The 22,038-nt window shown below is 76.3% G+C and carries 26 protein-coding genes; 20 read left to right on the forward strand and 6 right to left on the reverse strand.

What is annotated here, in order from left to right; all coding sequences use genetic code 11:
- Window positions 1-176: 176 nt before the first annotated feature.
- The 3 genes from rplQ (at window position 177) to truA (ending at window position 2,075) form a co-directional block, all read left to right on the forward strand.
- Entirely contained in the window at window positions 177-827 is a 651-nt protein-coding gene (gene rplQ, locus ACI79R_RS03455) for a 50S ribosomal protein L17 (RefSeq protein WP_456572163.1), read from the forward strand.
- Window positions 824-1,198, forward strand: a complete 375-nt coding sequence (locus ACI79R_RS03460) for a hypothetical protein (protein ID WP_456572164.1) — start codon at window positions 824-826, stop codon at window positions 1,196-1,198. The genes rplQ and ACI79R_RS03460 overlap by 4 nt, the downstream gene beginning before the upstream one ends.
- 73 nt (window positions 1,199-1,271) lie before the next feature.
- Window positions 1,272-2,075, forward strand: coding sequence for a tRNA pseudouridine(38-40) synthase TruA (gene truA, locus ACI79R_RS03465; RefSeq protein WP_456572278.1), 804 nt, complete (start codon window positions 1,272-1,274; stop codon window positions 2,073-2,075).
- Here truA and ACI79R_RS03470 read toward each other — a convergent pair.
- Window positions 2,047-2,712 carry an NAD(P)H-binding protein gene (locus tag ACI79R_RS03470; protein WP_456572165.1) on the reverse strand — a complete coding sequence of 222 codons (666 nt, stop codon included), beginning with the start codon at window positions 2,710-2,712 and terminating at the stop codon, window positions 2,047-2,049. The two genes, truA and ACI79R_RS03470, sit on opposite strands and share 29 nt — an antisense overlap.
- Before the next feature lie 28 nt (window positions 2,713-2,740).
- On the reverse strand, window positions 2,741-3,319 hold the full coding sequence (gene mobA / locus ACI79R_RS03475) for a molybdenum cofactor guanylyltransferase (protein ID WP_456572166.1): 579 nt from the start codon (window positions 3,317-3,319) through the stop codon (window positions 2,741-2,743).
- A gap of 41 nt (window positions 3,320-3,360) precedes the next feature.
- Here mobA and fdhD point away from each other — a divergent pair, with 41 nt between their 5' ends.
- On the forward strand, window positions 3,361-4,188 hold the full coding sequence (gene fdhD, locus ACI79R_RS03480; RefSeq protein WP_456572167.1) for a formate dehydrogenase accessory sulfurtransferase FdhD: 828 nt from the start codon (window positions 3,361-3,363) through the stop codon (window positions 4,186-4,188).
- A gap of 31 nt (window positions 4,189-4,219) precedes the next feature.
- Here the strand turns inward: fdhD and ACI79R_RS03485 are convergent, their stop codons facing one another.
- From ACI79R_RS03485 to moeA, 3 genes are read right to left on the reverse strand one after another with little or no spacing between them, the layout of a single operon-like run.
- On the reverse strand, window positions 4,220-4,723 hold the full coding sequence (locus ACI79R_RS03485) for a MogA/MoaB family molybdenum cofactor biosynthesis protein (RefSeq protein ID WP_456572168.1): 504 nt from the start codon (window positions 4,721-4,723) through the stop codon (window positions 4,220-4,222).
- Entirely contained in the window at window positions 4,711-5,184 is a 474-nt protein-coding gene (gene moaC / locus ACI79R_RS03490; RefSeq protein WP_456572169.1) for a cyclic pyranopterin monophosphate synthase MoaC, read from the reverse strand. Before moaC ends, ACI79R_RS03485 begins: the two co-directional genes overlap by 13 nt.
- Window positions 5,181-6,383, reverse strand: coding sequence for a molybdopterin molybdotransferase MoeA (gene moeA / locus ACI79R_RS03495; protein WP_456572170.1), 1,203 nt, complete (start codon window positions 6,381-6,383; stop codon window positions 5,181-5,183). The genes moaC and moeA overlap by 4 nt, the downstream gene beginning before the upstream one ends.
- A 107-nt stretch (window positions 6,384-6,490) precedes the next feature.
- Between moeA and ACI79R_RS03500 the strand changes: the two genes are divergently transcribed.
- The 15 genes from ACI79R_RS03500 (at window position 6,491) to tsaD (ending at window position 20,149) form a co-directional block, all read left to right on the forward strand.
- Window positions 6,491-6,979: a beta-class carbonic anhydrase gene (locus ACI79R_RS03500; RefSeq protein ID WP_456572171.1), complete on the forward strand. Its 489-nt coding sequence runs from the start codon at window positions 6,491-6,493 to the stop codon at window positions 6,977-6,979.
- A 5-nt stretch (window positions 6,980-6,984) separates the two neighbouring features.
- A complete protein-coding gene (locus ACI79R_RS03505) occupies window positions 6,985-8,181 on the forward strand; it encodes a DUF7373 family lipoprotein (protein WP_456572172.1) in 1,197 nt (398 codons plus the stop codon).
- Between the two features lie 193 nt (window positions 8,182-8,374).
- Window positions 8,375-8,818, forward strand: coding sequence for a 50S ribosomal protein L13 (gene rplM / locus ACI79R_RS03510; protein ID WP_456572173.1), 444 nt, complete (start codon window positions 8,375-8,377; stop codon window positions 8,816-8,818).
- Window positions 8,815-9,234: a 30S ribosomal protein S9 gene (rpsI, locus tag ACI79R_RS03515; protein ID WP_456572174.1), complete on the forward strand. Its 420-nt coding sequence runs from the start codon at window positions 8,815-8,817 to the stop codon at window positions 9,232-9,234. Before rplM ends, rpsI begins: the two co-directional genes overlap by 4 nt.
- 11 nt (window positions 9,235-9,245) lie before the next feature.
- On the forward strand, window positions 9,246-10,610 hold the full coding sequence (glmM, locus tag ACI79R_RS03520) for a phosphoglucosamine mutase (protein ID WP_456572175.1): 1,365 nt from the start codon (window positions 9,246-9,248) through the stop codon (window positions 10,608-10,610).
- Between the two features lie 84 nt (window positions 10,611-10,694).
- Window positions 10,695-12,572, forward strand: coding sequence for a glutamine--fructose-6-phosphate transaminase (isomerizing) (glmS, locus tag ACI79R_RS03525; protein ID WP_456572176.1), 1,878 nt, complete (start codon window positions 10,695-10,697; stop codon window positions 12,570-12,572).
- A 137-nt stretch (window positions 12,573-12,709) separates the two neighbouring features.
- Window positions 12,710-13,105, forward strand: coding sequence for a holo-ACP synthase (locus ACI79R_RS03530; RefSeq protein ID WP_456572177.1), 396 nt, complete (start codon window positions 12,710-12,712; stop codon window positions 13,103-13,105).
- On the forward strand, window positions 13,102-14,553 hold the full coding sequence (locus tag ACI79R_RS03535) for an NAD(P)H-hydrate dehydratase (protein WP_456572178.1): 1,452 nt from the start codon (window positions 13,102-13,104) through the stop codon (window positions 14,551-14,553). Before ACI79R_RS03530 ends, ACI79R_RS03535 begins: the two co-directional genes overlap by 4 nt.
- Before the next feature lie 5 nt (window positions 14,554-14,558).
- Window positions 14,559-15,698: an alanine racemase gene (gene alr, locus ACI79R_RS03540; RefSeq protein WP_456572179.1), complete on the forward strand. Its 1,140-nt coding sequence runs from the start codon at window positions 14,559-14,561 to the stop codon at window positions 15,696-15,698.
- Window positions 15,698-16,900 (forward strand): alpha/beta fold hydrolase, encoded by a 1,203-nt coding sequence (locus tag ACI79R_RS03545; RefSeq protein ID WP_456572180.1) that lies wholly within the window; start codon window positions 15,698-15,700, stop codon window positions 16,898-16,900. Before alr ends, ACI79R_RS03545 begins: the two co-directional genes overlap by 1 nt.
- A 22-nt stretch (window positions 16,901-16,922) precedes the next feature.
- On the forward strand, window positions 16,923-17,552 hold the full coding sequence (locus ACI79R_RS03550; protein WP_456572181.1) for a uracil-DNA glycosylase: 630 nt from the start codon (window positions 16,923-16,925) through the stop codon (window positions 17,550-17,552).
- Window positions 17,549-18,004 carry a tRNA (adenosine(37)-N6)-threonylcarbamoyltransferase complex ATPase subunit type 1 TsaE gene (gene tsaE, locus ACI79R_RS03555; protein ID WP_456572182.1) on the forward strand — a complete coding sequence of 152 codons (456 nt, stop codon included), beginning with the start codon at window positions 17,549-17,551 and terminating at the stop codon, window positions 18,002-18,004. The genes ACI79R_RS03550 and tsaE overlap by 4 nt, the downstream gene beginning before the upstream one ends.
- Before the next feature lie 11 nt (window positions 18,005-18,015).
- The gene (gene tsaB / locus ACI79R_RS03560; protein WP_456572183.1) at window positions 18,016-18,654 is read left to right on the forward strand and encodes a tRNA (adenosine(37)-N6)-threonylcarbamoyltransferase complex dimerization subunit type 1 TsaB; all 639 of its coding nucleotides are present in this window, start codon (window positions 18,016-18,018) and stop codon (window positions 18,652-18,654) included.
- Window positions 18,651-19,097, forward strand: a complete 447-nt coding sequence (gene rimI / locus ACI79R_RS03565; RefSeq protein ID WP_456572184.1) for a ribosomal protein S18-alanine N-acetyltransferase — start codon at window positions 18,651-18,653, stop codon at window positions 19,095-19,097. The genes tsaB and rimI overlap by 4 nt, the downstream gene beginning before the upstream one ends.
- Complete coding sequence (gene tsaD / locus ACI79R_RS03570) at window positions 19,094-20,149, forward strand: tRNA (adenosine(37)-N6)-threonylcarbamoyltransferase complex transferase subunit TsaD (protein ID WP_456572185.1); 1,056 nt, start codon at window positions 19,094-19,096, stop codon at window positions 20,147-20,149. The genes rimI and tsaD overlap by 4 nt, the downstream gene beginning before the upstream one ends.
- Before the next feature lie 31 nt (window positions 20,150-20,180).
- Here the strand turns inward: tsaD and ACI79R_RS03575 are convergent, their stop codons facing one another.
- Window positions 20,181-21,428, reverse strand: a complete 1,248-nt coding sequence (locus tag ACI79R_RS03575) for a THUMP-like domain-containing protein (protein ID WP_456572186.1) — start codon at window positions 21,426-21,428, stop codon at window positions 20,181-20,183.
- A 130-nt stretch (window positions 21,429-21,558) separates the two neighbouring features.
- Here ACI79R_RS03575 and groES point away from each other — a divergent pair, with 130 nt between their 5' ends.
- Window positions 21,559-21,927, forward strand: coding sequence for a co-chaperone GroES (gene groES, locus ACI79R_RS03580; protein ID WP_456572187.1), 369 nt, complete (start codon window positions 21,559-21,561; stop codon window positions 21,925-21,927).
- Window positions 21,928-22,038 lie beyond the last annotated feature (111 nt).

Here is a 22,038-nt window from a genome sequence, read left to right on the forward strand (position 1 = left end):
AGCAGACGTCGGACGGCGGGGCGACCCGCCGTCCGACGTCGCCCTCGGGGCCGCCACACTGGTCCCGGACGCACGACCAGCGCAGGACAGCTCTCGCCCGTCGACCTGCGCGACGCGACGACAGCACCACGGATGCAGCCGGCACGCACCGCCCGGCCGCCTGAGGAAGGACCGACATGCCCACCCCCACCAAGGGCCCCCGTCTCGGCGGTTCCCCGTCGCACGAGCGGCTGATGCTGGCCAACCTGGCCACGTCGCTGTTCGAGCACGGCCGGATCACCACCACCGAGGCCAAGGCCAAGCGGCTGCGTCCGCTCGCCGAGAAGCTGGTGACCTTCGCCAAGCGCGGTGACCTGCACGCCCGCCGCCAGGTCATGACCCTGATCCGGGACAAGGACGTCGTCCACCACCTGTTCGCCGAGATCGGGCCCCGCTTCGAGAACCGTCCGGGTGGCTACACCCGGATCACCAAGGTCGGCCCGCGCAAGGGCGACAACGCCCCCATGGCCGTCATCGAGCTGGTCGAGGCGCTCACCGTCGCGCAGCAGGCCGTCGGCGAGGCCGAGCGCGCCCGCGGCACCCGGTTCGCCGCCGGTGCCGGCTCGGCCTCGGCCGCCGGTGAGGTCACCGCCGACGCGCTCGAGGACGCCGACAGCGCCGACTCCGCCGACTCGGCGGACAGCGCCGACTCCGCGGACAGCGCCGACTCGGCCGACAGCCCGGACGAGGCCACCGACGAGGCCACGGACGACACCGAGGCGACGGACGACACCGAGGCCACGGACGGGGCCACGGACGAGGCCGAGGGCACGGACGGCACCCGATGAGCTCGCCCGAGGACGTCCCCGGCGCGGGCGCGGCCGGCGTCTCCGCCGGCGGCGGCGACCAGGGCGCGACCTTCGCCGGTGAGACGACCGGCCCCGGTGGCGACACCTCGCCGGCCGTGACCGACGGCTCGGTGGACCCCGAGGCGCAGGAGATCGTCACCGACGTCTTCAACCCCGACGGCGAGCGTCAGGACGACGGCGACGTCGTTCCGCAGCCGCAGCGGCAGAACATCGCCGTCGTGGAGGACCCGGCGCTCTCGCCGGAGGTCGCCGCCGCGGCCGCCGCGGAGGTGGAGGCCGCCGAGCTCGGCGACGCGGCCACCGCGAGCCAGCAGTACCAGGGCGGCGACGCCGCGCCCGACCCGAAGTGAGCGCTCCCTGAGCACCGCACCACCTGACGACGAGCCCGCCACCGAGACCGGTGGCGGGCTCGTCCGTCTCCGGCTGGACGTCGCCTACGACGGCAGCGCGCTGCGCGGCTGGGCGCGGCAGCCCGGCCAGCGCACCGTGCAGGACGACCTCGAGGCCGCGCTGGCCACGGTGCTGCGCCGCCCGGTCGCGCTCACGGTGGCCGGCCGCACCGACACCGGCGTGCACGCCACCGGCCAGGTCGCGCACTGCGACCTGCCGGCCGAGCTGTGGGCCGCCCACCGCGCCCGCCTGGTCCGGCGGTTGCGCGGCGTGCTGCCGCCGGACATCTCGGTGCGCGACGTCCGCGAGGCGCACCCGGACTTCGACGCCCGCTTCGGCGCGCTGGCCCGGCACTACGTCTACCGGCTGACCGACGACCCGGCGGGGCCGCCGCCGCTGCGCCGGGCGGACACCGTCGGCTGGCCGCGGACGCTGGATGTCGCCGCCATGGACGTCGCGGCGATGCTCCTGCTCGGCCAGCACGACTTCGCCGCCTACTGCCGGCGCAGCGAGCACGGCACCACGATCCGGGTGCTGACCGCGCTGCAGGTGACCCGCACGCCCGAGGGGATCATCGAGATCACCGCCTCGGCCGACGCGTTCTGCCACTCGATGGTGCGCAGCCTGGTGGGGGCGCTGCTCGCCGTGGGGGAGGGCCGCCGGCCGCCGGACTGGCCGGCGGGCCTGCTCAGCCGCAGCGCCCGGGCCCACGAGGTGGCCGTGGCCCCGGCCGGCGGGCTCACGCTGGTGCGGGTCGACTACCCGTCCGACGCCGAGCTCGCTGCCCGGGCCCTGGTCACCCGCGCGGTCAGGACAGCGCCGCCACCGCCTCCCTGACCGGCGTCGGCCCCGAGACCAGCTCGGCCACCAGCCCGTGGCTGCGCCTGTCCAGCAGGGCGACGAGCACGGCGGCCACGTCGTCGCGCGGGACCGAGCCCCGCGGGACCGACCGCGCCAGGGTGACCCGTCCGGTGCCGGGGTCGTCGGTGAGGCCGCCCGGGCGGAGCACGGTGACCGCCAACCCGGTGCGGCGCAGGACGTCCTCCTCGGCGGCGAGCTTGGCGCGCAGGTAGGCCACGAACACGTCGTCGACGCCGTCGGGAGTGCGGCCACCGGCCACGGCGTCCACGCCCATCGACGACACCAGCAGGTAGCTGCCGACGCCGGCGCGCTCCGCGGCGTCGGCGAGCAGCACCGCCGCGGCGCGGTCGACGGTGTCCTTGCGCGGGATGCCGCTGCCCGGGCCCGCACCGGCGGCGAAGACGACGGCGTCGGCACCGGTGACGACGGCCGCGACTTCCTCCACCGAGGCCTGCTCCAGGTCCAGCACGACCGGTGCGACGCCGTCGGCCTCGAGGTCGGCGGTGTGGGCCGGGTTGCGGACGATGCCGGTGACGGCGTCGCCGCGGGCGGACAGCAGACGGCCGAGGCGGCGGGCGACCTGCCCGTGGGCCCCGGCGACGACGATGCGCATGCCCGGGCCCTACCCGGTCGCTGCCGTGCTACCCCGCCGCGGCGCGGGCGCGCGCCAGGTCGGCGGGGGTGTCGCAGTCGGTCCACGGTGGCGGCGTCCCCGCCGGTACCTCGGGGCGCAGCCGGCCGAACCGCAGGGGCGCCAGCACCCGACGCACCGGCGTCGGCCCCGCCGCCCCGGCGACCGCGGCCCGGAGCGGCGCGGTGCGCCAGACCCCGAGCAGCAGCTGGTCGCGACCGGTGTCGTCCACGACCAGCGCGCCGTCGTCGGCCAGCGCCTCGCGGAGCTGCCGCAGCACGTCGGCGGTGAGGAACGGGAGGTCGCCGGCGAGGACGGCGACGACGTCGGCGTCCACCGCGGCGAGACCGGCACGGATGGCGGCCACCGGCCCGCCGCCCGGCGGCTGCTCGCGGACCAGGACGACGTCCGGCGGCACCGGCTGCACGGGGCCCACGACCACGCGCTGCGCGGCGTCGGCGACGGCGGCCAGCACGACGGCGAGCATCGTCCGCCCGCCGACCTCCAGCTGCGGCTTGGCCTGGCCGCCGAGCCGCGCGGCCCGGCCGCCGGCCAGCACGACGGCCGCGTACGGGGGGAGGGGTGCCACGGCTGCGACGGTAGGCCGTCGGCGTGGGTACCGTCGCCTGCGTGGGACGAGTGACCAGCCGGACGCCGGTGCTGCGGATCCGCGGCGGGGTGCGCACCACCCGGCCGGACACCGTGGCCGCCGAGGAGCCCCTGGAGATCCGGCTGTCGGGCACGCCGCTGGCCGTGACGATGCGGACCCCCGGCGACGACTTCGACCTGGTGCACGGGTTCCTGGCGACCGAGGGGGTCATCGGCTCGGACGCCGACGTCCTGGCCCTGCGCTACTGCGACTCCGTGGACGCCGACGGGCGCAACACCTACAACGTCGTCGACGTCGACCTCGCGCCCGGCGTCGAGCCGCCGGACACCGCGCTGGACCGCAACTTCCTCACCTCGAGCTCGTGCGGCGTCTGCGGCAAGGCCAGCATCGACGCGATCCGCACCCGCACCCGGCACGCCGTCGCCGACGACGCGCTGCGGCTGCCGCTGGAGACCCTGCTGGCGCTGCCCGACCGGCTGCGCGCGGCCCAGCAGGTGTTCGACAGGACCGGCGGGCTGCACGCGGCCGGGCTGTTCACCGCGGACGGCGAGCTGGTGGCGCTGCGGGAGGACGTCGGCCGGCACAACGCCGTCGACAAGGTGGTGGGCGACGCGGTGCGCGCCGGCCGGCTGCCGCTGGCCGGCCACGTGCTCATGGTGAGCGGTCGGGCGAGCTTCGAGCTCACCCAGAAGGCGGCGATGGCCGGCATCCCGCTGCTGGCGGCGGTGTCGGCGCCGTCGTCGCTGGCCGTGGAGCTCGCCGCCGACGTCGGCATCACCCTCGTGGGCTTCCTGCGCGGCGACGGCTGCAACGTCTACACCCGGCCGGAGCGCATCACCGGAGTGTGAGAGCGCAGGTTTCCTGCGCCGTCGCACTCCGTCAGCCGTGGTCGCCGCCGCGGAGCTGGCTCACCACGTGCGGCAGCAGCGGTCCCAGCACCGCCAGCCCGTCCTTCACGCCGCCGGTCGACCCGGGCAGGTTGACGACGAGCGTCCGCCCGGCGGTGCCGGCGATCCCGCGGGAGAGCACGGCCGTCGGCACCTTCTCCGCGCCGTACCGCCGGACCGCCTCGGCCAGGCCGGGTGCCTCGCGCTCGAGCACGCCGCGGGTGGCCTCGGGCGTGACGTCGGTGGGGGAGAGGCCGGTTCCCCCGGTGGTGAGGACGACGTCGACGCCGGCGTCGACCGCGGCGCGCAGGACCGCCTGCAGCTCCGCGACGTCGTCGGGCCGCACGTGCACGCCCTCCACCTCGAAGCCCAGCTCCCGCAGCCCGGCGGCGAGCGCCTGGCCGCTGCGGTCCTCGTAGACGCCGGCCGAGGCCCTGTTGGACGCGGTGAGGACCACGGCGCGCGCGCCCGGCGGCAGCCCGGTCACCGGGTCCACTCGCCGCTCTTGCCGCCGGACTTGGCCAGCAGCCGCACGTCGGTGACCGCGGCCCGCGGGTCCACGGCCTTGACCATGTCGATCATCGTCAGCCCGGCGACGGCCACGGCGGTCAGCGCCTCCATCTCCACGCCGGTGCGGTCGGCGGTGCGGGCGGTGGCGGTGATCTCCACGGCGTCGTCGGTCACCTCGAGGTCGACGGTGACGCCGTGCAGGGCGATCGGGTGGCACAGCGGCACGAGGTCCGGCGTCCGCTTGGCACCGGCGATGCCGGCGATCCGCGCCACGGCCAGCGCGTCGCCCTTGGGCACCCCGGCGCCGCGCAGCAGGGCCACGACCTCCGGGCTGACGGTCACCCGGCCGGCGGCGGTCGCGACGCGGGCGGTCACCGCCTTCTCGGTGACGTCGACCATCCGGGCGGCGCCCTTCTCGTCGACGTGGGTCAACCGGAACTCGGTCACTGCAACGCTCCTTCGATCAGCACGACGTCCACCCGGGCCCCCTCCGGCAGTTCCGTGACGTCCTCCGGGACGACGACCAGGCAGTTGGCCCGCGCGAGATGGGCGACCAGGTGCGAGCCCGGCCCGCCGACCTGCGACACCCGCCCGTCGTCGTAGCGGCCGCGGAGGAACTGCCGCCGGCCGGCCGGGGAGCGCAGCGGCGAGGTGAGCGTGGCCGGGGCGCGCAGCCGGCCGGGCGCGGCGTGCCCGAGCGCGCGGCGCAGCGCCGGGCGCACGAAGACCTCGAAGGAGACGAACGCGCTGACCGGATTGCCCGGGAGCGTCACCACCGGGACGCCGTCGACCGTGCCGGCGCCCTGCGGCCCGCCCGGCTGCATGGCCACCTTGGCGAACTCCACGGTGCCCAGGCCGGCGAAGGCGTCCTTGACCACCTCGTAGGCGCCGGCGCTCACCCCGCCGCTGGTGACCAGCAGGTCGGCGGTGGCCAGCTCGGCGCGGACGGTGGTCAGGAACTGGTCGACGTCGTCGGGCACGAAGTGCAGCCGGCGGGCCTCCCCGCCCGCGTCGCCGACCGCGGCGACCAGCAGCGCGGAGTTCGACTCGTAGATCTGCCCGGGCAGCAGCGGAGCGCCGGGCTCGACCAGCTCGCTGCCGGTCGACAGCACCAGTACCCGGGGCCGGCGGCGCACCGGCAGCTCCCGGTGCCCGACGGCCGCGGCCAGCCCCAGCTGGGCGGCGCCGAGCGGCGTGCCCTCGGCGAGCGCGACGGTGCCGGCGGCGATGTCCTCGCCCGCGGCGCGCACGTGCGTGCCGCGCGCCGGGCAGGCGGTGATGGTCACGACGTCGGTGGCGCCGTCGGTGAGCTCGACCGGCACGACGACGTCGGCGCCGGCCGGCAGCGGGGCGCCGGTCATGATCCGCTGCACCGTGCCCGGGGCCAGCGGCACGACGTCGGTACGCCCGGCCGGGACGTCGTCGGCCACCGGCAGCCGCACCGGCTGCTCGCCGGCGCTGCCCACCTCGGCCCACCGGGCGGCGTAGCCGTCCATCGCGGAGTTGTCGAAGCCCGGCAGGGCGACCAGCGCCGGGACGTCGGCGGCCAGCACGCGGCCGTGGGCCTGCGCCAGCGGCACCGTCTCGACCGGCATCGCCGGCAGCAGCCCGGCGACGACCGCCTGGTGTTCCTCGACCGTGCGCACCCGGCCATCCTGGCCGATCACCCGGTGGGCCGCTGCGCTCCGCCGGTGCCACGGCGCCCGACCGGCCTGGTTAGGGTGCGGAGACAGGCGACTGACGGAGGTGCGGATTGTCCGAGATCGACCGGATGCTGGCGGCCAACGAGGAGTGGGCGGCCCGGTTCCCCGGCTCCAAGGACGTCCGTCCGCAGCGCAAGGTCGCGGTGGTGGCGTGCATGGACTCGCGCATGCCGCTGTTCCAGATGCTCGGTCTCGAGGTCGGGGACGCGCACGTGATCCGCAACGCCGGCGGGGTCATCACCGACGACGTCATCCGGTCGCTCACGGTCTCCCAGCACGTGCTGGGCACCCGCGAGATCCTGCTGGTCCACCACACCCAGTGCGGCCTGCAGGCCACCGACGACAACTCCTTCGCCGACCTCGTCGAGCAGGCCACCGGCCGGCGCCCGACGTGGGCGGTGCGGGCCTTCCGCGACGCCGCCGAGGACGTCCGCGAGTCGATGCGGCTGATCGCCGAGAGCCCCTACCTGGTGTCCCGCGCGGTCCGCGGCACGGTGTACGACGTCGCCACCGGCCGGCTGACCGAGATCACGGACTGACCGAGGTGCGTGCGACCCTGCCGGCGGCGGCACTGCTCGCGGTCGCGCTGACCGGGTGCACGGCCACGGTCGAGGGCACGGCCAGCCCGGCGGAGTCCGCGGTGCCCACCACCAGCGCCCCGCCCTCGACGTCCGAGCCGGCCGAGCCCACCGAGGAGCCGGTCGACGTCACGCCCGCCCCCGCGCCGGGCGTCGGCACGCTCCTGGAGGCGCACCGGATCGCCTCGGTCACCGCCCTGGTGCAGACGAGCTTCCCCGACCGCACCGAGAGCTGCTTCCCCTCCGGGCCGGTGGTCAGCGCCGCTGCCGTCGACGCCCTCTACTTCGGCGACGGCAGCACGGAGGAGATCCTCGACAGCTGGGGCTTCGTGGCCGGCTGGGGCCAGTGCAACAGCTCCCCGGCCAGCGGGTTCGCCACGCTCACCCTCGCCGTCGAGCTCTCCGACCCGGAGTCCGCGGTGCGGGCGGCCGAGGAGCTGGTCGAGGCGCAGGCCGGCGGCGGGTACGAGGAGGTGGACGTCGACGGTGACGGCGGCGTCCTGCTGATGGAGGACGGCGACACCGCGACCGTGCAGGCGTTCGCGCCGGTGGGCCGGATGCTGGCCTACGTCTACCACCAGAGCGCGACGGCCGACGCCGCGACGGACCTGGACCGGGTGCTCGGCGACCAGGTGCAGCTGCTGCGCGGCTTCACGCCGACCCCGCAGGCCGACGTCCCGTCGCTGCCGACCGACCCGGTCGGGCTGCAGGCGCTCGCGCTGGACCCGCCCGGCGAGCTGAACAACTTCTCCGGCCCCTACGACCTCGAGGGCTACCTGCGGATCGCCATCGACCCCGCCCGCGAGCGCGAGGTGCTCACCGCCAACGGCTTCCGCGGCTTCTACGCCAAGCAGTCGGAGGAGGGCGACCTGCTGTACGCCGTCGCCCTGTACGCCTTCCCGACGTCGGCGGAGACCAACACCGTCTACACGACCTTCTCGGAGCTGGAGACCGCCGCCTACGGCGGGACGCGGTTCACCCTGCCGTCGATCCCGGCCGCGCCGTGCTTCTGGTTCCAGGAGGGCGACAGCTACTACCAGCGGTGCTACGTCGGCTACGGCAGCTACCTGGCCAGCGTCGACGTGCTGGGGCTGTCGGCCCCGGAGGACGTCGCGGCGATGGATGCGCTGCTCCCGGCCCAGCGTGACCTGATCGACGGCTGACGGACCCTCCTGCCCCCGCAGGAGGGCCGGGCCGGCTCTCGTCCAGCAGCAGGCCGCAGGTCGTGGGCGCGTGGCTGGTACTGTTCTCTGTTGGTGCGCGGCCGCTGGTTGGTGCGCGCGCACCGCGACGTCTCCCGTGCTCGGTGAGGCGATCCCACCAGCCATCCCGACGACGACGGAGGACACGAGCGCCGTGCGCACGTACACCCCCAAGCCCGGCGAGGTCAGCCGGGCATGGCACGTCATCGACGCCACTGACGTGGTGCTCGGTCGACTGGCCAGCCAGACCGCTGTCCTGCTCCGCGGCAAGCACAAGCCGCAGTACGCCCCGCACGTGGACGTCGGCGACTTCGTCGTCATCGTCAACGCCGGCAAGGTGGCCCTCACCGGGTCCAAGCGCGACGAGAAGATCGCCTACCGCCACTCCGGGTACCCGGGCGGCCTCAAGGCGATCCCCGTCGGCGACCAGCTGCGGACGCACCCCGACCGCGTCATCGAGCGCGCCGTGAAGGGCATGCTCCCGCACAACAGCCTCGGCCGGCAGATGCTCAAGAAGCTCAAGGTGTACGCCGGGCCCGAGCACCCGCACGCCGCGCAGCAGCCCCAGACCTTCGAGATCAAGCAGGTGGCCCAGTGACCAGCTCGCTGACCGTGACCGACGCCGAGGGGCGTCCGGTCCAGACCGTCGGCCGGCGCAAGGAGGCGGTGGTCCGCGTGCGGCTGCTGCCCGGCACCGGCCAGTTCCGCCTCAACGGCCGCACCCTCGAGGACTACTTCCCGAACAAGGTGCACCAGCAGCTCATCCGTGAGCCGTTCGTGACCCTGGAGAAGGCCGAGCAGTACGACGTCGTCGGCATCCTCAAGGGTGGCGGCGTCACCGGGCAGGCCGGCGCGCTGCGCCTGGCGATCGCCCGGGCGCTCATCGAGGTCGAGGCCGAGGACCGTCCGGCCCTCAAGAAGGCCGGCTTCCTGACCCGCGACGCGCGGGTCAAGGAGCGCAAGAAGTACGGCCTCAAGAAGGCCCGCAAGGCCCCGCAGTACAGCAAGCGCTGACCGGTCCGTCCGTGGGTCGCCTCTTCGGGACCGACGGCGTCCGGGGTCGGGCCAACGCCGACCTCACGCCGGAGTTGGCCCTCTCGGTGGCACGTGCTGCCGCCGGCGTGCTCGCCGACCGCGACGGGACCTCGCGTCCCGTCGCGGTCGTCGGCCGCGATCCCCGCGCCAGCGGGGAGATGCTCGAGGCCGCGGTCGTGGCCGGGCTGTCCAGCGCGGGTGCCCAGGTGCTCCGCGCGGGCGTGCTGCCCACGCCGGCCGTCGCCTTCCTCACCGGCGCCACCGGCGCCGATCTCGGCGTGATGATCTCCGCCAGCCACAACCCGATGCCCGACAACGGCATCAAGCTCTTCAGCCGCGGCGGGCACAAGCTGCCCGATGCCGTCGAGGCCGCGATCGAGCACTCCGTCGTCACCCCGCGCCGGCGCGCCGGCGACGCCGACGGCGACGGCCGCCGTCCGACCGGCCGCGAGATCGGCCGGGTGCACGACCTGGCCGACCCGGTCGGTGACTACGCCGAGCACCTCCTGGCCACGCTCGAGCAGCCGCTCGCGGGCCTCACCGTCGTCGTCGACTGCGCGCACGGCGCCGCGGCGACCGTCGCCCCCGAGGTCTACCGACAGGCGGGCGCCACCGTGCACGTCATCGGCGGCGAGCCCGACGGCTGGAACATCAACGACGGCATCGGCTCCACGCACCTGGACCCGCTCACCGCAGCGGTGCGCGAGCACGGCGCCGACCTCGGCATCGCCCACGACGGCGACGCCGACCGCTGCCTGGCGGTCACCGCCGACGGCGAGGTCGTCGACGGCGACGCGATCCTCGCCGTCTGCGCCATCGGGCTGCACGAGCGCGGGCAGCTGCGCGACGACACCGTCGTGGCCACCGTGATGAGCAACCTGGGCTTCCACCACACGATGCGCGACGCCGGCATCGCTGTCCGGACGACGGCCGTCGGCGACCGCTACGTGCTCGAGGCCCTCCGCGAGCGCGGGCTCTCCCTCGGCGGCGAGCAGAGCGGCCACCTGGTCTTCCTCGACCACGCCACCACCGGCGACGGGCTGCTCACGGCGCTGTCGCTGATGTCACGCATGACCGTCACCGGCGCCTCGCTGGCCGAGCTGACCTCCGTGGTGCAGCGCCTGCCGCAGGTGCTGGTCAACGTGCCCGTGCGCGACCGCATGGCCGTGGTGGAGAGCGACCGGGTCGCCGAGGCGGTCAACGCCGTCGAGGAGGAGCTCGGCGACACCGGCCGGGTGCTGCTGCGCCCGTCGGGCACCGAGCAGCTGGTGCGGGTGATGGTCGAGGCGGCCACCCAGGAGCACGCCGACGAGGTGGCCCACCGGCTGGCCGACGTCGTCCGGGCGGTCGGCTGAGGCCGTAGGGAGGCCGACCCCTCCGAGGGGGGGACACGCCGCGGATGGACGGATCGGTCCGCCTCCGCCGGTACCCTCGGTCAAATGTGCGGAATCGTGGGGTACGTGGGCCCGCAGGACGCCCTGGACGTCGTCCTGGAGGGCCTGCGGCGGCTCGAGTACCGGGGATACGACTCCGCCGGCGTCGCGGTCCGGGTCGGCGCTGACGGAGCGGACGGCTCGCTGGCGACGGCGAAGAAGGCCGGGAAGCTGGCCAACCTGGAGAAGGTGCTCGCCGACTCGCCGCTGCCGGCCGCGACGCTGGGCATCGGGCACACCCGGTGGGCCACGCACGGCGGTCCGACCGACCGCAACGCGCATCCGCACCTGTCCGCCGACGGCCGGGTGGCGGTGATCCACAACGGGATCATCGAGAACTTCGCCGCGCTGCGGGCCGAGATCGAGGCCACCGGCGTCGAGCTCGCCTCCGACACCGACACCGAGGTCGCCGCGCACCTGCTGCGCACCGCCTACGAGGAGCTGCCCGCGGGGCGCGACCGCCTGGCCGAGGCCATGCGCGTGGTCAGCCGCCGCCTGGAGGGCGCCTTCACGCTGGTCGCCGCGCACGCCGACGAGCCCGACCGCCTGGTCGCCTCGCGGCGCAACAGCCCGCTGGTGGTCGGCGTGGGCGACGGCGAGTACTTCGTCGGCTCCGACGTCGCGGCGTTCATCGCGCACACCCGCGAGGCCCTCGAGCTGGGCCAGGACCAGGTCGTGGAGATCGACCGCGAGCGCGGCGCCACGGTCACCGACTTCGCGGGCAACACCGTCGAGCCGACCGCCTACACCGTCGACTGGGACGCCGCGGCCGCCGAGAAGGGCGGCTACGACTGGTTCATGCTCAAGGAGATCGCCGAGCAGCCCCGCGCGGTCGCCGACACCCTGCTGGGCCGGCTGGGCGAGCGCGGCGAGCTGGTGCTCGACGAGGTGCGGCTCACCGACCAGGACCTCCGCGACATCGACAAGGTGTTCGTCGTCGCCTGCGGCACCGCCTACCACGCCGGGCTGATCGCCAAGTACGCCATCGAGCACTGGACCCGCATCCCCGTCGAGGTCGAGGTCGCCAGCGAGTTCCGCTACCGCGACCCGGTGCTCGACCGCTCCACGCTCGTCGTCGTCATCAGCCAGTCCGGCGAGACGATGGACACCCTCATGGCCCTGCGGCACGCCAAGGACCAGAAGGCCCGCGTGCTCGCGATCTGCAACGCCAACGGCTCCACGATCCCGCGCGAGTCCGACGCCGTCCTCTACACCCACGCCGGGCCGGAGATCGCGGTCGCCTCCACCAAGGGCTTCCTCACCCAGCTGGTCGCCTGCTACCTGGTCGGGCTCTTCCTGGCCCAGGTCCGCGGCCTGAAGTACGAGGACGAGATCGCCCAGATCGTCGACGAGCTGCGCCAGCTGCCCGACGCCGTCTCGAAGGTGCTCGAGCAGATGGAGCCGGTGCGCGAGCTCGGCCGCTCGCTGGCCGATGCGAACACGGTGCTCTTCCTCGGCCGGCACGTCGGCTTCCCGGTGGCCCTGGAGGGTGCGCTCAAGCTCAAGGAGCTGGCCTACATCCACGCGGAGGGCTTCGCCGCCGGCGAGCTCAAGCACGGCCCGATCGCCGTCATCGACCAGGGGACGCCGGTCATCGTCGTGGTCCCCTCGCCGCGCAGCCGGGAGTCCGTGCACGGCAAGGTCGTCTCCAACATCCAGGAGGTCCGGGCCCGCGGGGCGCGCACGATCGTCATCGCCGAGGAGGGCGACGAGGACGTCGTCCCCTTCGCCGACCACGTCATCCGCGTGCCGCGGACGCCGACCCTGCTCGCGCCGGTCGTGACCACGGTGCCGCTGCAGGTGCTGGCCTGCGAGATCGCCGACACCCGCGGCTACGACGTCGACCAGCCGAGGAACCTGGCCAAGAGCGTCACGGTGGAGTAGCCCGCGTCGGCGGCCCACATGATCAGGGTCCCTGATCATGTGTGGTCCTCCCCGGCGGTGCACCGTCCGGGAGCACCCCGCACGGTCGGGGAGGACGGCGTCCGGCGGCCCGCGGGCGCGCCCGGCAGACTGGGCCGGTGATCATCGGGATCGGCATCGACGTCGTGCCCGTCGCGCGGTTCGCCGAGTCGCTCACCCGCACCCCGGCGCTGCGGGACCGGCTGTTCACCGCCGACGAGCAGCGGACGCCGTCGGGCGGGGAGCGCACGGGGGAGTCGCTGGCCGCCCGGTTAGCGGCGAAGGAGGCGCTGGCCAAGGCCCTCGGCGCGCCCGGCGACCTGCACTGGCACGACGCCGAGGTGACCGTGGGCGAGCACGGCCGCCCGCACCTGTCCGTCCGCGGCACCGTGGCCCGCCGCGCGCACCAGCTCGGCGTCACGTCCTGGCACGTGTCGCTCAGCCACGACGGCGGCATCGCCTCGGCGGTCGTCGTCGCCGAGGGCATCGCGCGGGCCGGCGAGGTGGCGGGGTGATCGGCCTGTTCACCGCCGGCGAGGTGCGCGCCGCCGAGGCCCCCCTGCTCGCCGCCGGGCCCGAGGGCGCGCTCATGCAGCGTGCCGCCACCGGGCTGGCCACCGTCTGCCTGCGGCTGCTCGGCCGCGCGCACGGCACCCGGGTGACCGCCCTGGTCGGGGCCGGCGACAACGGCGGGGACGCGCTGTTCGCCGGCGCGTTCCTGGCCCGCCGCGGCGCGCGGGTCACCGCCGTGCTGCTGGACCCCGGACGCGCGCACGCCGCCGGGCTGGCCGCGCTGCGCCGGGCCGGTGGCCGGGTGGTGGTCGCCGGCGCCGGGGCCACCGGGCTGGACCGCGCCGACCTGGTCCTCGACGGCATCGTGGGCATCGGCGGCCGCGGCGGGCTGCGGCCCGCGGCCGCGGCGCTGGTGGAGGAGGCGGCGACCGGGCCGGGTCTGATGGTGGCCGTCGACGTCCCGTCCGGGGTGGATGCCGACACCGGCGCGGTGCCCGGCGCGGCGTTCCCCGCGCAGCACACGGTCACCTTCGGCGCGGTCAAGCCCGGGCTGGTGGTGGGGGAGGGCCGCGGGCACGCCGGCGTCGTCCACCTGGTCGACATCGGGCTGGACCTGCCCGCCCCCCGCACCCGGCAGCTCACCGACGCCGACGTCGCCGCGCTGGTGCCCGCCCCGTCGTCCGACGACGACAAGTACTCCCGCGGCGTGGTCGGCATCGTCGCCGGCTCCGCGACCTATCCCGGCGCCGCGGTGCTGTGCACCGGGGCCGCGCTGCGCACCCGGCCGGGCCTGGTCCGCTACGCCGGCACCGCGGGGGACGGCGTCCGCGCCGCCTGGCCGGAGGCGATCGTGACCGACGGCCGCCCCGGCGACGCGGGGCGGGTGCAGGCCTGGGTCGTCGGCCCCGGCATGGGCACCGACGACGACGCCCGGAGCGTGCTCGCCGAGGTGCTCGCGACCGACCTGCCGGTGCTGCTGGACGCCGACGCGCTGACGATGGCCGCCCAGGCCCCCGACCTGGTCCGGGGACGGGCGGCCCCCACCGTGCTCACCCCCCACGACCGGGAGTACGCCCGGTTCGGCCGCGAGGTCGGCGACGACCGCATCGGCGCGGCCCGCCGGCTGGCCGGCGACCTCGGCGCAGTCGTGCTGCTCAAGGGCGACGCCACCGTCGTCGCCGGGCCCGACGGCGCGGCGTTCGTCAACGGCACGGGCACCCCGTGGCTGGCCACCGCCGGCACCGGCGACGTGCTCTCCGGCATCGCCGGTGCGCTGCTGGCCACCGGCCTGCCCCCGGAGCGGGCAGCGGCAGCCGCCGCCCACCTGCACGGCCGGGCGGGGCAGCTCGCGGCCGCCGCGGGGCCGCTGATCGCCGGTGACCTGGTGCGCCGGCTGCCCGAGACACTCGCCCGCGTGCGCGGAGGTGGCGCGGGGACCCTGGGAGACTGAGTTCCGTGACGTCTCCTGCCGCCCGGGCCGAGGTGGTCGTCGACCTCGACGCCATCGCCGCCAACACCGCGGTCCTGCGCGAGCGGGTCGGCCGACCGCTCATGGCCGTGGTCAAGGCCGACGGCTACGGCCACGGCCTGGTGCCCGCCGCCCGCGCGGCGCTGGCCGGGGGCGCCGACGCGCTCGGCGTCGCGGCGCTGGAGGAGGGGCTGGCGTTGCGCGCCGCCGGCGTCACGGCGCCGGTGCTGGCCTGGCTGAACGGGCCGGGCGAGGACTTCGCCGCGGCGCTGGCCGCCGACCTCGAGGTGTCGGTCAACGCGACCTGGGGCCTGGCCGAGGTGGTCGACGCCGCCCGCGCCACCGGCCGCACCGCGCGGCTGCACCTGAAGATCGACACCGGCCTGGCCCGGGGCGGCGCGACGCCCGACGAGTGGCCCGCCCTCGTGGCCGCCGCCGCCCGCGCGCAGGCCGACGGCGAGGTCGAGGTCGCCGGGCTGTGGAGCCACCTGGCCTACGCCGACGCGCCCACCCACCCGACGATCGGGCGCCAGCGCGCGGTCTTCGACGAGGCCGTCGAGGTGGCCCGCGCGGCCGGCCTGACCGACGCCCGCCGGCACCTGGCCAACTCCGCGGCCACGGTCGCGCTGCCCGACACCTGGTACGACCTGGTCCGCCCCGGTGTGGCCGTCTACGGCCTGGACCCCCTCGGCGGCGACCCGGCGGCGTACGGCCTGCGCCCGGCGATGACCGCGCAGGCGCGGGTCATGCTCACCAAGCGGGTGCCGGCCGGCGCGGGGGTCTCCTACGGGCACACGTACACGACGCAGCGCGAGACCACGCTGGCCGTCGTCCCGGTGGGGTACGCCGACGGCGTGCCGCGGGCCGGCAGCAACCGCGCCCCCGTGCTCGCCGGCGGCGCGCAGCGGCCGATCGCCGGACGGGTCTGCATGGACCAGTTCGTCCTCGACCTCGGCGACGACCCCGTCGCCCCGGGCGACCGGGTGGTGCTGTGGGGCCCGGGCACCGACGGCGAGCCGACGGCGCAGCAGTGGGCCGACGCCTGCGACACCATCCACTACGAGCTGGTGGCCCGGATCGGCGGTCGCTTCACCCGCCGGTACGTCGGCTCGGCGGGGGCGGTCTGATGGCCGCGCACCCGCGCAAGGCCGCCAAGCACCCCTACGGGCCGCACCACACCGCCGGGGTCGTCGGCGCGGTGGTCGGCCTGGCCGCCGCCGGCACCGCGGTCGGCGTCGCCGTCAGCCGGATCGCCACCCGCCGGGTCGGCGCCCAGCGGGTGGGGTCGGCGGCCGGGCTGCCGGCCGGCGCCAGCGACGCCGAGCTGCGCGACGAGGACCCGCTCGGCCCGGCGTCGCGCCGCGCCGACCGGACGGCGCTGGTGCAGGCCGACGACGGCGTCCTGCTGGCCGTCGAGGAGGTCGGCCCGACCGACGCGCCGCTGACCGTCGTCTTCGTGCACGGCTACACGCTGTCGATGGCGTCGTGGACCTTCCAGCGCCGGGCGCTGGGGGCGGAGCTGGCCACGGCCAACGGATCGCGGCCCAAGGCCCGGCTGGTGTTCTACGACCAGCGCGGCCACGGCTCCTCCGGCCGCGGGGCGTCGGAGAACTCGACCATGGAGCAGCTCGGCCACGATCTCGCCGCGGTGCTGCGCGCGCGGGTGCCGCGCGGCCCGGTCGTGCTGGTCGGGCACTCGATGGGCGGCATGACGATCATGTCGCTGGCCGCGCTGCGGCCCGAGCTGTTCGGCTCGCGCGTGGTGGGCGTCGCGCTGATGTCGACCTCCAGCGGCAACCTCGCCGAGCTCTCCTTCGGCCTGCCGGAGTTCCTGACCCGGGTCCGCGCCGCGGTGATCCCGGTGGCCGCCTGGACCATGCGCCGCCGGCCCGGCTTCGCCGAGCGCACCCGCAAGGTGGCCGCCTCCGTGATCTCCGCGGCCACCTGGTCGCTGTCGTTCGCCTCGCGGGACGTCGACCCGCGGCTGGGCCGGTACGTGGACGCGATGATCGCCGGCACGCCGGTCGACGTGATCGCGGAGTTCTACCCGGCACTGGCCGGCATGGACGAGACCGGTGCGCTCGAGCCCCTGCGCGCCGTGCCCACCCTCGTGCTCACCGGCGACGCCGACACCCTCATCCCGCCGGAGCACAGCGAGAAGCTCGTCGAGCTGCTGGGCGGCCCGGACGCCGACGACGTGGACTTCGTCGTCGTCCCCGACGCCGGGCACATGGTGCCGCTGGAGAAGCCGGCCGAGGTCACCGCCGCGCTGTCGTCGCTGCTGCGCCGCGTCGGCGCCGGCCAGCCCGCGGGCGCGGCGAGCGCCTGAGGCCGCGCCGTAGGGTGCCGACGTGGCCGCTCCCCGTCCGCCCCGCCTCGACGCCGCGGCCGAGGAGGTCGCCCGCACGGCCGCGGCCGCCCGCGACTGGGCCGAGCTGGCCGCCGCGGCCTCGCCGTGCGTCGCCTGCCCGGAGCTGGCCGCCACCCGGCAGCACGTGGTCGTCGGCGACGTGCCCGCCGGCGGCCGGCCCCGCTTCGTGCTCGTCGGCGAGGCCCCCGGGGCCACCGAGGACGAGACCGGCCGGCCGTTCGTGGGCAGGTCCGGCGCGCTGCTCGACCAGCTGCTCGCCGAGGCGGGCCTGAGCCGGGCCGAGGCCGCGGTGCTCAACGTGGTCAAGTGCCGGCCGCCGGGCAACCGGACGCCGAAGGCCCCGGAGGTGGCCCGCTGCAGCGGCTGGCTGCGCCGGCAGCTGGAGCTGCTCGACCCGCCGGTGGTCGTGGCCCTGGGGCTGTCGTCGGCGAAGTGGTTCCTCGGTCCGCGCACCGTGCTCGCCGCCGTCCGCGGCCGGCCGCACGACGTCGACGGCCGCGCCGTGTGGGCCACCTACCACCCCTCGGCCGCCATCCGGTTCGGGCCGAACGGCGCGCCCCGTGCCGGCCTGCTGGAGGACCTCACCGCCGTCGCCGGGAGCCTGTCGTGAACCGCGAGCACGTGCTGCCCACCGCCGAGGACACCCGCGCCCTCGGCGCCGCGCTGGCCGGGCTGCTGCGCCCGGGTGACCTCGTCGTCCTGGTCGGGCCGCTGGGGGCGGGCAAGACCGCGCTCACCCAGGGCATCGGCGAGGCGCTCGGCGTCCGGGAGCCGGTCACCTCGCCCACCTTCGTCATCTCCCGCGTGCACCGCGGCGGCCGGCTGCCGCTGGTGCACGTCGACGCCTACCGGCTGGGGTCGGTCGCCGACGTCGACGACCTCGACCTCGACGCCTCGACCGAGGAGTCGGTGACGGTCGTCGAGTGGGGGCAGGGGCTGGTCGAGCGGCTCGCCGACGAGCACCTCGAGGTGCGGCTGGACCGCCGGGACGACGACGTGCGCACCGCCGTCCTCGTGCCGTCCGGGCCCGGCTGGGAGCAGCGCCTCGCGGCCGCTCAGTAACCTGGCTGTCCGTGCTGGTCCTCGCCCTCGACACCGCCACGCCGACGCTCCTCGCCGGCGTCGCGCGCCGGTCCCCCGACGGCGCGGTCGAGGTGCTCGCCGAGCGGCTGGTGCCCTCGGGCAACCGGCACGCCGAGCTGCTGGTGCCGGCCGTCCGCGGCGCGCTCGCCGACGCCGGGCTGACCCTCGCCGACGTCGAGGCCGTGGTGACCGGGCTGGGCCCCGGGCCGTTCACCGGCCTGCGGGTCGGCATCGTCACCGCCGCCGCCCTGGCCGACGCCCGCGGGGTGCCGGTCGTGGGCGTCTGCTCGCTGGACGCCGTGGGCTCCGGCGCCCGGACGGTGGTCACCGACGCCCGCCGCAAGGAGGTCTACTGGGCCGCCTACGGCGCGGGCGGGGAGCGGGTCGACGGGCCGGGCGTCGTCCGCCCGGAGGAGCTGACCGCCGCCGGCCCGTTCGTCGGTGACGAGCGCTTCGGCGAGCGGCTGGGCGCGGCCGTCACGCCGGCCGACGTGAGCACCGCGGGCCTGCTGCGCGCGGCGGCCGGGCAGCTGGCCGACCCGGGGTCGGCCGGGCCGCTGGTGCCGCTGTACCTGCGCCGTCCGGACGCCGTCCCGCCGACGTCGTTCAAGCCGGTGACGACGTCGTGACCCCCCGGCTGCGGCCGATGCGGCTGGCCGACCTGCCCGCCGTCCTGGCGCTGGAGGAGGAGCTCTTCGCGCCGGACACCTGGACCGCCGCCATGTATCGCGACGAGCTGGCCCGCACCGACACCCGGCACTACCTGGTGGCCGACGACGACGGCACGGTGGTCGGGTACGCGGGGCTGATCGCCTACCCCGAGGAGGCGCACGTGGCGACCATCGGGGTCGCCGGCAGCCGGCAGGGCGAGGGGATCGGCGCGCTGCTGCTCGACGCGCTGCTGGCCGAGGCCGACCGCCGCAGCCCGGTGGTGCTGCTCGAGGTGCGGGCGGACAACGAGCACGCGCAGGGGCTCTACCGGCGACGCGGCTTCGCCGAGATCGGCCGGCGGCCGCGGTACTACCAGCCGAGCGGAAGCGACGCCGTGGTGATGAGGAGGGACCGCTCGTGAGCGGACAGGTCCGGGAGCATGACGAGCCGCTGGTGCTGGGCTTCGAGACCTCGTGCGACGAGACCGGCGTGGGGCTGGTGCGCGGGCGCACGCTGCTCTCCGACGCCCTCGCCACGTCGATGGCCGAGCACGAGCGCTTCGGCGGCGTGGTGCCGGAGATCGCCTCGCGCGCGCACCTGGAGGCCATGGTGCCGACGGTGCACCGGGCGCTGGCCGAGGCCGGGGTGCAGGCCTCCGACGTCGACGCGGTGGCGGTGACCGCCGGGCCCGGGCTGACCGGGGCGCTGCTGGTGGGCCTGGCGGCGGCCAAGGCCTACGCGCTGGCCCTGGACGTGCCGCTCTACGGGGTCAACCACCTCGCCGCGCACGTCGCCGTGGACGAGCTGCAGCACGGCGCGCTGGCCGAGCCGTCGATCGCGATGCTCGTCTCCGGCGGGCACAGCTCGCTGCTGCTCGTGCCCGACCTCGCCCGCGACGTGCAGCCGCTGGGCCGCACCATCGACGACGCCGCGGGCGAGGCCTTCGACAAGGTCGCCCGGGTGCTCGGCCTGCCGTTCCCGGGTGGGCCGCCGATCGACCGCGCCGCCCGCGAGGGCGACCCGGCCGCCATCGACTTCCCGCGCGGCCTCACCGGCCCCCGCGACGCGGCCTACGACTTCTCCTTCTCCGGCCTCAAGACCGCCGTGGCCCGCTGGGTGGAGGCTCGGCAGCGGGCCGGGGACCCCGTGCCGGTGGCCGACGTCGCCGCCTCGTTCCAGGAGGCGGTGGCCGACGTGCTGACCGCCAAGGCGGTGCGGGCCTGCCGCGACCACGGCGTGGACCACCTGGTGCTCGGCGGGGGAGTGGCGGCCAACTCGCGGCTGCGCGCCCTGGCCGAGGAGCGCTGCGCGGCGGCCGGGATCGTGCTGCGGGTGCCCAGCCCGCGGCTGTGCACCGACAACGGCGCGATGGTGGCGGCGCTCGGCTCACGGCTGGTGGCGGCCGGCGTCGCGCCGTCGTCCCCGGACCTGGGGGCCGACAGCTCGCTGCCGATCGACGTCGTCACCCGCTAGGTGGAGTGGGAGGGGCGCACTTTCCGCGCCCTCACACTCCGCTGACGTCGCAGACGAGGACGGTCGGCGCGCCGGCCACCCGGGTGACGACGACGGTCGCCGTGCCCGCGCCGGGGCCGCGCAGCTGCCGCACGAGCTGCTCGGGCTCGATCGCCGAGCCGCGCTTCTTCACCGTCACCCGGCCGATGCCGCGGTCGCGCAGCAGGGCCCGCAGCCGCTTGAGCGAGAACGGCAGCACCTCGTCGACCCGGTACGAGGTGACCCAGGGCGAGCCGGGGGCGGCCGCGTCGGAGGTCAGGTAGGCGATCGTCGGGTCGACGAGCGTGGCGCCGAGCTCGGCGGCCGCCAGCGACACCAGACCGGAGCGGATCACCGCGGGATCGGGCTCGTGCAGCCATCCGCGTACCGGCCCCACCGGTGCCGGGCCGGGGTCGGCGTCGGCGACCAGCTCGCAGACGGCGCCGTCGGCGGCCACCACGGTGGCCCGCCGCCACGTCGCCGACACCCCTCGCCCCCACAGCAGCGCCTCGACGATCGAGCCGCCGGCCGACACCCACTCGGCCTCCACGCCGTCGGGCACCCGGTCGTGGTCCAGGCCCGGCGCCACCTTGACCACCGCCACCGGGGCCCGGTCGAGCAGCTCCTCGACCGTCGACCACGGCGGGGACCAGCGGTCGGGGTCCAGCTGCCGGCGGCCGCCGGCCCGCCGGGCCGGATCGAGGACCGCCGCCGCGCAGCCGGCGACCTCCCCGCCCCGGGCCGCCGCAACCAGCTCGACGGCGTCGCCGGCGGTCACCCACACGCGGTCGGCCACGCCCAGGGCGGCCGCGTTGGCGGCGGTCAGCTCGCGCGCCACCGGGTCGAGGTCGACCGCCAGGACCGTCGCCCCCGCCCGCGCCAGGGCCACGGTGTCGGTGCCGGCCGCGCAGCCGAGGTCCACGGCGGAGTCCACCTCCTCGGCGCCCCCGGCGAGGAGGCGGGCCGCCCGGCGGGCGGCGAGCGCAGGCCGGCCGGCCTGCTCGAGGGTGTCGGCGGTGAGGAACAGGCGGTCGGCGTCGGCACCGAAGACCGGGCGTGCGCGGGCCCGGAGCCGGGCCAGCTCCCACGCCGGGCCGGCGCCCTCCGCACCGACGAGCGCGCGCAGCCGGTCCAGGCCGGCCAGCAGATCGGTGCCGGCGGCGAGCAGCTCCGCGGCGTGCGCGACGGCGGCCGCGCCCTCCGGTGTCTGCAGCCACCGGAGTCGTTCCAGGACGCCGTCGGGACCATGGTCGGAGGGCACGGGGAGAGCGTGACGCACCGGTCCGGGACACAATCGCGGGACCCGGTTGAGGGGCTGGCACTCTCCTGGGTAGAGTGCCAATCGACACGGGCTGACGCCTGACCCCCGCGACGGCAGGCGCGCGGTTTCCGTGCCACAGCATCAGCACCACACCCACCAGCCGCTCGACACCGAAGGGGGCGTCACCGACGTGACGACCGCTACCAAGGTCACCATCAAGCCGCTGGAGGACCGCGTCGTGGTCCAGGCCAACGAGGCCGAGACCACCACCGCCTCCGGTCTGGTCATCCCGGACACCGCCAAGGAGAAGCCGCAGGAGGGCACGGTCATCGCCGTGGGCCCCGGCCGCATCGACGACAACGGCAACCGCGTTCCGCTCGACGTCCAGGTCGGCGACGTGGTCATCTACTCCAAGTACGGCGGCACCGAGGTGAAGTACGCGGGCGAGGAGTACCTCGTGCTCTCCGCGCGCGACCTGCTCGCCGTCGTGCAGAAGTAGCAGGACCCCGTCGCCCCTCATCGCTCGCTCCGCTCGCCGCGGGGCCCTGCGACGGGGCCGCTCCAGCACGCACGCGACCGCCCCGGCGACCCGAGTGACCGGGTCCCGGGG

Source organism: Blastococcus sp. SYSU D00820 (assembly GCF_054050695.1).